We start from the raw sequence: 12,833 nt of genomic DNA on the forward strand, positions 1-12,833 counted from the left end.
GCCTAGCCCGCCAAATCCTCCAGCAGCACCTCTTTTTGAATCCACGCGATGACCTGCTCTAATCCTTCCTCGCTTTTCAGGTTCGTAAAAATATAGGGACGCTCTCCCCTCATTTTCCGCGAATCGCGGTCCATGACCGACAGATCGGCGCCTACATAAGGGGCCAAATCGGTTTTGTTGATGACCAGCAGATCCGACCGGGTGATGCCCGGGCCGCCTTTGCGGGGGATTTTGTCGCCTTCGGCCACATCGATCACATAGATGAAGGCGTCCACCAGCTCCGGGCTGAAGATCGCCGACAGGTTGTCCCCGCCGCTTTCCACCAGGATGATCTCCACATCCGGGAAACGTCGGACAAGACCGTCGATGGCTTCCAGATTCATCGATGCATCCTCGCGGATAGCCGTATGCGGACAGCCGCCCGTCTCTACGCCGACAATACGCTCGGCCGGCAAAACACCGCTGCGCACCAGAAATTCCGCGTCCTCTTTCGTATAAATATCGTTGGTTACGACCGCCATGCTGTACTGCCCGGACATATGACGGGCCAGCTTCTCGGCAAGCGCTGTTTTTCCCGAACCGACCGGTCCGGCGATTCCGACTCGTATATAACCCATATGCTAACTCCTCCTGTGTGGAAATTGAGGTGAACAAACCTCGGGTACGGGCAGCGCAAGCTTACGAAGCGGCTTTCCCGCGGAAAGCCTGCGGCTGCCGCAGCCCTGCACCGATGTCACCTCTCGGCCGCTGTTTTTTCGGCCAAACCCGCGCCGCCTGCACGTCAGAAACCTACGCGAAGCCCGTTTTCACGGTTTCGATGATGATCGTGATCATGATCGTGGCCGGCTGCATGACTGTGATCGTGATGGTGGCTGTGACCATGGCTGGCTGCATGCGTGTGACTGTGTCCATGACTGCTGCCGTGGCCCGTGCGATCATCGTGGTGATGGTGTCCGCCGCCCTTGGGAATCGGCTGGAACCGTCGGCTCTGCCTTTCATAGCGGGCGCCCAGCTTGGTCAGCAGCGCCTCCGTCGGATCGTCCGGAAGGACGACGATCTCGCCCTTCTCGGTAACCTGCAGCGGCAGATGGCGGTTTCCGAGCTCGTAGGCAAGCGTCCCCAGCTCCCGCACCGATTCGGCGAAAATAACCAGAACCTCGCAGGGCTGAACGAAAACAAGCACCGTATGCTCCTCATCGCGGAATAAAATATCACCGTGCCGCAGCGTCGTTTGCAGCGGAAGGGAGATGCCGATCACTTTGCCGAGATCGGTATTCTTGCGCAGGATACGCTTGGCGCATTCATCCCACGTCAACGCCACGATCTCGAATCCGTACAATTCTTCGTTATCCTGCGCCAGCTCCAGCTCAAAGGAATTGCCCAATATTTCGGTACATATCATGGATGTCCGCCTCTTTTCTGCTCGTCGAAATCAATGTCATCGAATAAAATACAACTTGCTCAGCGGAACCTCTTCCAGCGGCTCGCAGGTTACCGGCTCCCCGTCGATCTCCACGCGGTACAGCTCGGGGTCGACGGTGATATTCGGGCAATAATCGTTGCGCACCATATCCTTTTTGCCGAGATTCCGGGTGTTCTTAACCGGCACGAACTTGCCCGCCGAAGCCGGGAGCTTCTGCGCGATGCCTTTATCCAAAGCGGCCCGGTTCACGAAAATATACGAGAGGCTGTTCGGATTGCCGCCGAAAGCGCCGTACTGCGGACGATACAGAATCGGCTGGCAGGTCATCAGCGAACCGTTCGCCTCACCCATCGTCGACCAGGCGATAAAGCCTCCCTTGATAATCGTCTCCGGCTTGGCGCCGAAAAACGTATGCCGCCACAGTACGATATCGGCCAGCTTCCCCGGCTCCAGCGAGCCGACGTAATCCTGCACGCCGAACACCGTGGCCGGGTTGATCGTATACTTGGCCAAATAGCGGAGAACCCGAAAGTTATCGTTCTCCCCCTGCTCCTCCGGCAGCGGCCCGCGCTGACGCTTCATCTTCGAGGCCAGCTGCCAGACGCGCAGGACGGTTTCCCCGATCCGCCCCATTCCCTGGGAGTCGGAGCCCATAATGCTGATCGCGCCCATATCGTGGAGCACGTCTTCGGCCGCTATCGTCTCCTCGCGAACCCGCGAATCGGCGAAGGCCACATCCTCCGGCACTGCCGGATTCAAATGATGGCAGACCATGATCATGTCCTGATGCTCATCGACTGTGTTGACGGTGAACGGGTTGGTCGGATTGGTGGAGGACGGAATCACGTGCGGATAGCCGACTACTTTCAGGATGTCGGGCGCGTGGCCGCCTCCCGCCCCTTCCACATGGTAGGCGTGAATCGTTCGGCCGCCGATGGCCTCCAGCGTATCGTCGACAAACCCGGATTCGTTTAACGTATCCGTATGGATCTGCACCTGAAAGTCCAGCTCGTCGGCCACCTGCAGGCAGGTATCGATAACGGCCAGCGTACTGCCCCAGTCCTCGTGAATTTTCAGGCCGATCGCGCCGCCTTCGATCTGCTCGATCAGCGCCGCTTTCTCGCTGGCGTTGCCTTTGCCGAGCATGCCCATATTCATCGGAAACGCTTCGAAAGCGGCGATCATCCGCTGGATATTGAACGCCCCCGGCGCCTCGATGCCCACCGTCTTCGGCCCTGTGCCGCCCCCGATCATCGTCGTAATGCCGCTGCTTAAAGCTTCCGCGACGAGCTGCGCGGAATCGAAATGCACATGCGTATCGATGCCGCCCGGCGTGGCGATCATGCCCGGATCGGCCGAAATGATATCGGTACCGGGTCCGACGATCAGTCCCGGCGTAATGTCCATCGTGTTCGGATTGCCGGCTTTGCCGATGCCGACGATTTTCCCTTCCTTGATCCCGATATCGCCCTTGACGATGCCGAGTATCGGGTCCATCACGATGACATTGGTAATGACAAAGTCGAGCGCTCCTTCGGCATTCGGTATGCTCGACTGCCCCATGCCGTCGCGCAGCGTCTTGCCGCCCCCGAATACGGCTTCGTCCCCATAATGGGGAGCGTTGTAATCCTTTTCGATTTCGATCCACAGGTCCGTATCCGCCAGCCGCAGCTTGTCCCCGGCCGTCGGCCCGAAAAGCTCCCCGTAATGCTTTCTGCTAATCCGCATGGCGTCCCCCTTGTCCGTCGTCCCGGCATTCCTTGATGTAACCCCGGCCTTCGGCACGCCCGTATGCGGCCTCCTTGACCGCTTCGTCGTTCAGGTCGCCCATCGTCAATCCGTTAAAGCCGATCAGCTTTTGCGCACCGCCGTAAGCTACCAGCCTGACATCCTTCTCCTCGCCCGGCTCGAAGCGGACCGCCGTCCCCGACAGCACGTCAAGATGCATGCCGAAGGCCTGCCGCCGGTCGAATTCCAGCACCTTGTTCACTTCAAAAAAGTGAAAGTGGGAACCGACCTGGATAGGACGATCCCCGCAATGCCGGACCCGGATATCCATTCTTCTGCGTCCGGGACGAAGCTCGATTTGTTCTTCCCTGTAGATCATAGCGCCGATCTCGAATCGCTCTGCATGCATCGTCCGCAACCTCCGTTACAATGTCAGATATGCCGTCTCGTTCATTTCCTTGCGGGTGGAGAAACGGATGGGATCGTGAACCGTGATCAGCTTGGAACCGTCCGGGAACATCCCTTCCACCTGGATCATCGGGATCAGCTGCTCCACGCCCTCCAGCACTTCCTCCTGAGCCAAAATCCGGGAGCCGAACGCAATGACGTCGGCCAGACGCTTTTTCCCTTCCCGGGCCTGCTCCAGGAGCTCGTCGCAAATAACCGCAACTGCTTCGGGATGGTTCAGCTTGATGCCGTTCTTCAGTCTTCTTCTTGCCAGTTCGGCAGCCGTATAAATAAGCAGTCTCTCGTTCTCCCTCGGAGTAAGATGCACCTTGCATCACCGCCTCGTCAGATTTGTTTATCAAGACATGCACAACCGGGTATATAAGGTTTCATGGGCCATAGAGGCGATTTCCAGCCCCGGTGAAAAGGTGTTCATCTTCTCCAGCGTCAGCTCTTGATCATCGATCTCCAGCTCCGAGAGCCGCCGGCCGAGCCGGAACAAAACCAGCTGGGATTCGTTTTGCCCGAGCGGGATAATTCGCGTCGCTACGGACACGAGCGAGGCCAGTCCCGCGTACATATAGGTTTGCGCCGTTTCATGAAAGGGCAGCTCCATAATGGCGGCCGCCAGACCGTAAGCCAAAGCGTAATGGTACATCATCGCGGGATCTTTCAAGCGGCCGAAAGACTCGGGCGCTTGGCTCGCATACAGATTTCTCACGCCGAGCAGCAGGGATCGTCCCGTTTTCAGACTGGCGGCGTGCAGCTCGCTGGCCGGCTTGGTTGCGGAGTAATAAGACTGCAGCGTTTCGATAGCCTCCGTATCGTTCCTGCGGATCGCCTCATACGCCTGCTTCACGAAAATCAGATCGGTTTGGATGTACACATCCATATAGGCGAGCAGGATCGCTTCCACATCCGCCGCACTGCGCACCCGCCCCGATTGTATATAAGTTTCCAGACCGTAGGAATGGTTAAAGCTGCCTGTCGGGAAGGTGCCCCCGGCAAGCTGCAGCCAGGTCAGCAAAGCGTTCGGTCTGTTATTTGCGGATATAAGGCAGCGCCTCCTTCAGCATCCGGGGCCGCAGCTGCGCCCATACTTGTTGAAAGCAGTCCTTGACCGCCTCGTATTCCGCGCTTAAAGCTTTCACGGTCAGCACTCCGCTCGGATGAAGCGAGCAGCCCGCCCACACCCCGCCTTCGCCGATGCCGGCCAGGCATTCCCGGGCGGTCTGCAGCATAGCGCCGTCCGTCTCGCTGCTGTACATGTATAAAGTGCCCCAATGGGTATATTCCTCCAGGTAACCGGGCTGGCCCGACTGCAGCCGATGCCCGTCCACACGGTACTTCTCCCAGACGGCCAGCTTGCCGTCGATCACGATTTCGAGCAGATTTCCCATACTCCGGAACTCGAACCGTTCGCCCTTATGCTTCCGCCCGCACGCGTACATGTCGCAGAAAGCGAACACCGAATCGCGCTCGGCCTCGATGCGGGTAGCCGTCTCCAGGGTCGTATCCTTGAACAGCATGACCTCCTCCGGAAAAAACTCCATGCTGGCCTGCCGTCCGACGGAAAAAAACTGATGCACTTGCGCCCCGCCCCCGTTCATCACGTACGACTTGGAGGCGGAGGCGTTCGTTAAGTAAAGCCGGGCGCCGTCCTCCACGCGAATCCGGTAATCCAGGCTGTCTCCGGCCAGCATCCCTCCCGCCGTATCCAGCAAATAGATGTAGGCGGTGCCGATCCCGTCCAGATAGAAGGGCCGCAATACTTTTAAAGGAAAGGTGTAGTTCATCCGGGAAATAAAGCTTTGATTCCGCCGGTTTGCGGTAATGCCCAAATCCAATGTGCCGCGCATGCCGTTCCTCCCCGCGTGTCACTCCGAAGCCGATGAATGCTGAAAAACGACATGCGCCCCGCCCGGTGAGTAGCTTGCGGTATACACGCCCGGCGCTTCGCCCGGCGGCCGCTCCATCAACAGCTCCGCCAGCGGCACCTCGATGTACGTCCGGAATGCCCGCTTCAAAGCCCGGGCCCCGAATTTCTTGTTATAGCCTTGCTCGGCCAGAAAGTCCCTGGCGGCATTGTCTATCCGCAGGGTGCAGCGGTGCTTGCGAAGCCTGAGGTTCAGCTGCTCCGTCAACACGCCCGTCACCTTCTCCAGCGTCGGCTGCGCCAGCCAGTTGAAGATGACGATATCGTCAATCCGGTTAATAAACTCCGGCTTGAGGAACCTTTCCAGCTTTCTCATCACGATCCTCTCGAGCAGGTTTTGCTCGCGGCGGACCCAGTTGGCCGGATTGGCGTAATACGAGAATAACGCCGGGGCCGACGACAGCTGCCGGTCGGTAAACCGGTAAATATCCGAAGCGGCAATATTGCTCGTCATGAAAATTATCGTATTCCGGAAATCGATGACTTTATCGCCGCTGGAAATCGTCATGATGCCGTTATCGAAAATATTGAGCAGCGTCAGCAGCACCTGGGGGCCCGCTTTTTCAATTTCATCGAACAGCACGATGCCCGGCTTGCTGAAGCTGCCCTCGATTTTCTCTTTATTCAGAATGGTGGAGCCTTCCTTGCTCCCGACATAGCCCGGGGGCGCGCCCGTCAAGGCCGCGGCGTAATGATCCTGGGCCAGCGTGTTCATGTCCACCCGGCAGAACCCGTCCTTGGAGCCGTGAATAATTTCCGCGAGCGTGCGCACGATCTCCGTTTTCCCCACGCCGGTAGGCCCGAGAAACAGGCCGACATACAGCGGCTTGTCAGGGTCCGCGATATCGGACCGGACAATTTTGAGCATGTTCTCGATCGATTCCATCGCCTGCTCCTGCCCGTAAATCCGGCTGCGCATTTTGCCCATGACGTCTTCCACATCGAACCTGAAGCGGGTTTGCGTCTTGTTGCCTGTGCCGGGGGAAGCGGAACGCTTTTGTTCCAGGTCCTGAAGCTTGTCGTTAATAAACGGCATAAGGTGTTTCCCCCTTTTACCTTATCATTCGCTCGGTCCAACCGGCTTTTCAGATAAAACAGGACGGCCATGATCTGGAAGGACCGGCCGCTTGGCGCAGCCGCTCCTTCCGTTATCCTCATGACCGTGAGGCTTACTTGCCCGCTTCCTGCAGCCTGCCTTCGTTCGGAATGCCCTCGATCGGACATTCGGCCGTGCCTAGCGTGGAGCGCGTAATTTTCTCCACGTCTTCTCTCGCCTTCTCTGCGTCCATCACCCATGTGCGGTAGAAGTCGAACGGGCAGTCGGCAATTCCGCGCTCGCCGTCGCCGGAGTTCAGCACGCCGGTATATCCGCGGTGAAGCAGCTTGAACAGGTGGTTCTGGGACTGCGAGTTTTTGCGGAAATCGCGGATTTGCGATACCGACAACTCGGCGAACTGCACGCCGTATTCTTCCGTTCCGCACTCGCCGAGCGTCCGTCCGTCAAAGCCGATCAGCGCGGAGTGCCCGAAGTAGGAATATACGCCGTCGAAGCCGGTGCAGTTGGCGACAGCCACATACACATTGTTCGCCCACGCCATCGATTTGGACATCATGATTTGCTGGTCCTTGGCCGGATACATATAGCCCTGGCATCTGACGATCAGCTCGGCGCCCTTCATCGCGCAATCGCGCCAAATTTCCGGATAGTTGCCGTCGTCGCAAATGATCAGGCTGATTTTCATGCCCTTCGGCCCTTCGGTCACATAAGTGGTGTCTCCCGGATACCAGCCTTCGATCGGGCACCACGGAATGCATTTGCGGTACTTCTGCACGATTTCGCCCTTGTCGTTCATCAGGATCAGCGTGTTGTAAGGCGCTTTTTCCGGATGGTTCTCGTGCTTCTCGCCGGTCAGGGAGAACACGCCCCAAACGCCCGCTGTTCGGCAAGCCTCCGAGAAAATAGCGGTCTCTTCGCCGGGAATCGACGCCGCTGTAGCGTACATTTCGTCGTTGTCATACATGATGCCCATCGTGCTGTATTCCGGAAATACAACCAGATCCATGCCCGGCAGACCCTTTTTCATGCCGACGACCATATCCGCAATTTTACGCGCGTTCTCCAGAACCTCCTCCTTGGTGTGCAGACGTGGAATTTTATAGTTGACTACCGCTACCCCTACCGTATCTGCGCTGCTCGAAATGTCCCCATGTCTCATTGTAAAATCTCCTCTCACATGTATGGTTTATTTGATGAAAATCAAAAATCAGATGGTTAAATACTTTTTAATCGTATCCGTGGAAACCTCCCGGGTATTTCCCGAGTTGACGATCTGCCCTTTTTCCATGACGTAAAACCTCTCGGCGATCTTGAACGCGAAGTCCAGATTCTGCTCGACGATAAAAACCGAAAGCGACTTTTCCTCATGGACCCGGTTCAGCGTTCTGGCGATTTCGGCGACCACATTCGGTTGGATGCCCTCCGACGGTTCATCCAGAAACAGAACCTTCGGCTTGGACATCAAAGCGCGGCCAATGGCAAGCTGCTGCTGCTGTCCCCCTGACAATACACCCCCTTTCCGTGGCAAATGCTCCTTCAATGCCGGGAAATATTCCAGCATTTCTTCCATCAGCCGGGCGGTTTCCTTGGGATGATGGGCCATGGCCCCAAGCTCCAGGTTTTCCTTGACCGTCAGCATCGGGATAATTTCCCTGCCCTGCGGCACATAGGCGATGCCCATCCGCGATCTCTCGTTGGCCCGGGTACGGGTTATTTCCTTGCCCTCCCAGGTAATGGCGCCTTCCTTGGGGACCAGCAGGCCGATCAGGCTTTTCAGCAACGTGGTCTTGCCGACTCCATTGCGCCCCATCAGGCAAACCTTGTCGCTCTTGCCTACCTCGAGGCTTACCCCGTTGATCACCCGGCTTTTTCCGTATGAGACTTGGAGTGCGTTAGCGTTAAGCATGGGCATCCTCCTTCAAATAAACCTCCTGCACCTTCGCGTTTTGCTCGATTTCGGCAAGCGGCCCCTCGGCCAGATACTTCCCCTGGTGCAGTACGGTGACGATATTGGAAATTTGGCGGACAAACGCCATATCGTGCTCGACTACGATAACGGAACGATCCTTGAACACCGTCAGAATCAGCTCGCCGGTTTTGTAGGTTTCCTCCGCCGTCATGCCTGCGGTCGGCTCATCCAGGATGATCAGCTTGGGGTCCTGGGCGAGCAGCATGCCGATCTCCAGCCACTGCCGTTCGCCGTGTGACAAATTGGCCGCCATCCGGTCGGCTTTGCTCTTCAGACCGATCGTGGACAAAATATGCTCGATGCGGTCCTTGATGTCCGCCTTCTTTTGATAGAAAAGGGCTTGAAATACGCGGTCGAACCCCCGGAACGCCACCTCGATGTTTTCCATCACCGTCATGTTGTCGAACACGTGCGGGTTCTGAAATTTCCGCCCGATGCCGAGCTTGGCCGTCTGATAGGGCTCCATACCGGAAATTTCGTGGTTGTCGTATAGGATCCGCCCCGACGTCGGCTTCGTTTTGCCCGTTATCAGATCCATCAGCGTCGTTTTGCCGGCCCCGTTGGGCCCGAGAATGACCCGCAGCTCGCCTTGGTTCACCGAAAAGTTCAAATCGGAGATCGCCTTGAACCCGCCGAACTGCACGGTCAGCCCGATTGTTTCGAGTATTTTGTCGCCCATGTTTGCCACCTGGCTTTCTTTATAGAACTTCGCCCTTGCCGTAAAGAAGGGGCTCTTCCACTGTCGCGCTCTTCTTGCGTAAACTCCGGTCGTTCCACCAATTTTCCAGCGTTCCGTAGATGCCGTTCGGCAGGAACAGCACGATCAGCACCATCACGGCGCCCAGAATCAGCTGCCATAGCGTCGGATACTGCTCGGACAGCAGGTTCGACAGCCAGTTGACCACGAACACCCCGACGATCGGCCCCATCAGCGTGCCTCTGCCGCCGATCGCCAGCCAGATCACAAGGCCCGTCGACATCGCGATACCCGTATCCTGCGGCGAAATAAAGCCGTTCATCGGCACGTACAGCATGCCCGCCAGCCCCGCCAGCAGTCCGGAAACCGTAAAGATGAAAATTTTATAGTTCGCCGGATTGTAGCTCAGGAAGCGGATGCGGCTCTCGTCCTCGCGGATCGACTTGATGACTTTGCCGAAATGGGATTGGGCCAGCCAGCGGGTGAAGAAAAAGGCCAGGACCGTGACGGCCAGCACGACATAATAATAGGAAGTAAGACTTAACGGCTCGCCGTTGATCGGAAACCGCGGCAGTCCCATCAATCCGTTGAAGCCGCCCGTATAGGCCTGCAGGTTGATGACCAGCATTTCAAACAATTTGGCCAGCGCCAGCGTAATGATGGAGAAGTACACCCCGCTCACCCGGCTCTTGAATACGAAAAATCCTATGAGGGCCGCCAGCACCGCCGGCAGCGCCAATCCGAGAATCAGCGCCATCGGAATGCTTTGCAGCGGCTTCATCACCAGCGGAATTTCCGTAATGTTGAAGCGGGACATAAAGGACGGAATCCCTTTTTGCAAGCTGTAAGCGAGGGCCAGCATATAACCCCCGAGCCCGAAAAATACGGCGTGCCCCAGGCTCAAAAGCCCGGTATAGCCCCAGATCAGGTTCAATGAAAAGGCGAACAGGATGAACACGATGAATTTTCCCATTAACTCGACGCGGAATTCCGAAGCGAACAATGGAAAGACGACCAGGAATACGAGAGTCAGCGCCGCAAAAGTATGGTTGAGACCGAATTTGTTCGTTGGCACAGCCTTCTACCTCCTTTCCATCCGGAACAAACCTTCCGGCTTAAACCGAATGACTAGAATAATGAGCAGGAACACGACAATTTTCGCACCGGTTTCGCCCATAAATGTGGTCAGCAGCTGGTTGCTTTCGCCCATTGCGGCGGAGCCGAACACCGCGCCCATGAGAGACCCTACGCCGCCCAGCACGACGACCATGAAAGAATCGATCATATAGTCGAGGCCCATCGTGGGCGACACGCTCTTGATCGGCGACAGAATCGCCCCGGCCAGTCCGGCCAGCCCCGCTCCGAAAGCGAAGGTATAGGCGTCGATACGGGAGGTGTTGATGCCCAGGCATTCGCACATATCCCGGTTTTGCGACACGGAACGGAGCTGGATGCCGAACTTCGTTCTGAACATGGCGAAGGCTGTGGCCAGCACCATCAATAAGGCGATCCCTGCAATAAACAGCCGGTAATACGGCAAGGCTACGTCCCCCACGTTCATCACGCCCTGGAACGGGCTGGTCACGGATTTACCATCGGGACCGAAGATCATCCGGATCAGCTGCTGAAGAAAAATGGAGATACCGAAGGTGGCGAGCAAGGTTTCCATCGGTCGCCCGTACAAACGGCGCAGCACAAACTTTTCCAGCAGCAATCCGACCAGCGCCGTCACAATAAAGCTGACGATCATGCCGACGACAAACGGCATATGCCCCACCGTGCAGATCATATAGGTCGTGTAAGCTCCGATCATGATGAGCTCTCCATGAGCCATATTAATAATTTTCATCACCCCGAAGGTGATTCCCAAACCGATGGCGACGATCAATAAAATACCCGCCACGCTGATTCCGTCGGCAAACTGCTGCATGATGCCCATCCTTGTCCTCCTTTCGGCTCGGAAGGGAGTACGGAAAAGGCATGTTCCTTTTCCGCTCCGTCCGTCACCCTTTTACTTTTTCCAGGGTTCTTCGTGATTAGGGAACAAAGCTTTGGCCCAAGGCTCGGGATAGATCGGCTCTGTAGTGCTTTGAACGATTTCGAATTGGCCGCTCGCATTGATTTTACCGATCCGCGAGTTCAACCAGGCGTGGTTGTTTTCCGCATCGATTTTGACCGTTCCCTGCGGCGCTTTGATTTCAAGTCCGGCAAACGCGCTGATAATCGTCTCGGAGTTCGTTAGATCCGTCGCCTTTTTCAAAGCTTCGGCGAGCAGCAGCGTCGAGAAGTAGGAGGCTTCCATCACCTGCGTGATCGGCTCCGTCTTGCCGTATTTCGCCTGATAGGCATCGACGAATTTTTTGTTTTCCGGCGTATCCACCGTTTGGAAATAAGCGGCCGAAGAGATGTGCCCCTTCGCTACGTCGGCGCCCATCGATACGATCTCCGATTCGGCGGTAACGGGACTCGCGATCGGCATAACGGCCGGGTCCAAACCGTAGCTCTTGTACTGCTTATAGAAGGCGGCCACGCTGTCGCCGACGAGATCGGAGAAAATCACATCCGGCTTGGCTTCCTTGATTTTGTTGATCACGGACGCGAATTCCGATTGGCCGAGCGGCACGTACTGCTCGCCGACCACTTCGCCGCCGTTTTGCTTCAGCAGCTCCTTTACCTGTTTGTTGGTTTCAACCGGGTATACATAGTCGGAACCGATGAAATAAACTTTTTTGCCTACATTCTTGGTCAGCCATGGAACGAAATCCTGAAGCTGCTGATTGGGTGTGGTGCCGGTGTAAATAATGTTTTTGGAGTATTCTTCGCCTTCATAGTAGGTCGGATAAACGAGCACGCCCTTGTACTGCTCGACGATCGGCAGCATCGCCTGGCGGCTTGCGGAGCTGTATCCGCCCACGATCGCCGTAACCTTGTCCTGCTGGAGCAGCTTCTTGGCCTTCGTCGCGGCGCCGGAAGGCTCGGAGGCATAGTCTTCCTGTACGGGGGCGATGGTTTTTCCGTTGACGCCGCCGTTTTTGTTGATCTCCTCGATGGCAAGCAGGGCCGCGTTCGCCATTCCTTTTTCCGTTACGGCCAGGGAGCCGCTCAACGAGAACAGGACGCCCACCTTGATCGCATCGCCGCCGGCTGCGGTATTCGTGGCGGCTGTGCCGCTCTGTCCTCCCGCGCACCCCGCAAGGACGGAACATGTCAGGATCATGGATAAAAGCGCCGATACGGTTTGTTTTTTGAACATTTTCACAAGTACCACTCCCATTTTCTTTTTTATGCCCAGCCTTTCTAACAACACACTGCAAACCCCTTCCCTGATTTGTTAACTAATCTTACGCATTCAGATTAGATACAAACGGCGATTTGTGCTTTCGATCTATTTAATAAGCAAATCTTGTGCCAACCGATCGAAATAATTGAAAAAAATTAAAAAAAATGATTCCGCCCTTCCCAAACACAGTTTTTATGCGGGAGTATATATTACATTAAAGGTTATATATTTATTTAATTTTAACCCCTCTCCACGCCGAAATTAAAAAATAATAGGGATTGAACACAAAATGAACA

14 protein-coding genes are annotated in these 12,833 nt (G+C 56.2%); all 14 read right to left on the bottom strand.

Features of this window, described 5'->3' with window-relative positions:
• Positions 1-2 precede the first annotated feature (2 nt).
• The 14 genes from ureG to PVA01S_RS19095 all read right to left on the bottom strand — a co-directional run bounded on the left by ureG (position 3) and on the right by PVA01S_RS19095 (position 12,510).
• Positions 3-617, bottom strand: a complete 615-nt coding sequence (gene ureG, locus PVA01S_RS19035; protein WP_127608892.1) for an urease accessory protein UreG — start codon at positions 615-617, stop codon at positions 3-5.
• A 164-nt stretch (positions 618-781) separates the two neighbouring features.
• Positions 782-1,402, bottom strand: a complete 621-nt coding sequence (locus PVA01S_RS19040) for an urease accessory protein UreE (protein WP_054799451.1) — start codon at positions 1,400-1,402, stop codon at positions 782-784.
• Between the two features lie 36 nt (positions 1,403-1,438).
• Complete coding sequence (ureC, locus tag PVA01S_RS19045) at positions 1,439-3,151, bottom strand: urease subunit alpha (RefSeq protein ID WP_127608893.1); 1,713 nt, start codon at positions 3,149-3,151, stop codon at positions 1,439-1,441.
• A complete protein-coding gene (locus tag PVA01S_RS27655; protein WP_412760911.1) occupies positions 3,141-3,560 on the bottom strand; it encodes an urease subunit beta in 420 nt (139 codons plus the stop codon). Before PVA01S_RS27655 ends, ureC begins: the two co-directional genes overlap by 11 nt.
• A 15-nt stretch (positions 3,561-3,575) precedes the next feature.
• Entirely contained in the window at positions 3,576-3,926 is a 351-nt protein-coding gene (locus tag PVA01S_RS27030) for an urease subunit gamma (protein WP_054796501.1), read from the bottom strand.
• 30 nt (positions 3,927-3,956) lie between these two features.
• Positions 3,957-4,625, bottom strand: coding sequence for an urease accessory protein UreF (locus PVA01S_RS19055; RefSeq protein ID WP_127608894.1), 669 nt, complete (start codon positions 4,623-4,625; stop codon positions 3,957-3,959).
• 13 nt (positions 4,626-4,638) lie between these two features.
• Positions 4,639-5,457 (bottom strand): urease accessory protein UreD, encoded by an 819-nt coding sequence (locus tag PVA01S_RS19060; protein ID WP_127608895.1) that lies wholly within the window; start codon positions 5,455-5,457, stop codon positions 4,639-4,641.
• 18 nt (positions 5,458-5,475) lie between these two features.
• The gene (locus PVA01S_RS19065) at positions 5,476-6,570 is read right to left on the bottom strand and encodes an AAA family ATPase (protein ID WP_127608896.1); all 1,095 of its coding nucleotides are present in this window, start codon (positions 6,568-6,570) and stop codon (positions 5,476-5,478) included.
• 133 nt (positions 6,571-6,703) lie between these two features.
• Positions 6,704-7,750: an aliphatic amidase gene (locus PVA01S_RS19070; protein ID WP_127608897.1), complete on the bottom strand. Its 1,047-nt coding sequence runs from the start codon at positions 7,748-7,750 to the stop codon at positions 6,704-6,706.
• Positions 7,751-7,798: 48 nt separating this feature from the next.
• Positions 7,799-8,497, bottom strand: a complete 699-nt coding sequence (urtE, locus tag PVA01S_RS19075; RefSeq protein WP_127608898.1) for an urea ABC transporter ATP-binding subunit UrtE — start codon at positions 8,495-8,497, stop codon at positions 7,799-7,801.
• On the bottom strand, positions 8,490-9,239 hold the full coding sequence (urtD, locus tag PVA01S_RS19080) for an urea ABC transporter ATP-binding protein UrtD (protein ID WP_127608899.1): 750 nt from the start codon (positions 9,237-9,239) through the stop codon (positions 8,490-8,492). Before urtD ends, urtE begins: the two co-directional genes overlap by 8 nt.
• A 19-nt stretch (positions 9,240-9,258) precedes the next feature.
• Positions 9,259-10,332: an urea ABC transporter permease subunit UrtC gene (gene urtC, locus PVA01S_RS19085; RefSeq protein ID WP_127608900.1), complete on the bottom strand. Its 1,074-nt coding sequence runs from the start codon at positions 10,330-10,332 to the stop codon at positions 9,259-9,261.
• 6 nt (positions 10,333-10,338) lie between these two features.
• Positions 10,339-11,196: an urea ABC transporter permease subunit UrtB gene (urtB, locus tag PVA01S_RS19090; protein WP_054799448.1), complete on the bottom strand. Its 858-nt coding sequence runs from the start codon at positions 11,194-11,196 to the stop codon at positions 10,339-10,341.
• 72 nt (positions 11,197-11,268) lie between these two features.
• Complete coding sequence (locus PVA01S_RS19095) at positions 11,269-12,510, bottom strand: transporter substrate-binding domain-containing protein (RefSeq protein WP_230876116.1); 1,242 nt, start codon at positions 12,508-12,510, stop codon at positions 11,269-11,271.
• Between the last annotated feature and the right edge of the window lie 323 nt (positions 12,511-12,833).

Origin of the sequence: Paenibacillus validus NBRC 15382 (genome assembly GCF_004000985.1) — a bacterium.
Classification (GTDB): domain Bacteria; phylum Bacillota; class Bacilli; order Paenibacillales; family NBRC-103111; genus Paenibacillus_G; species Paenibacillus_G validus.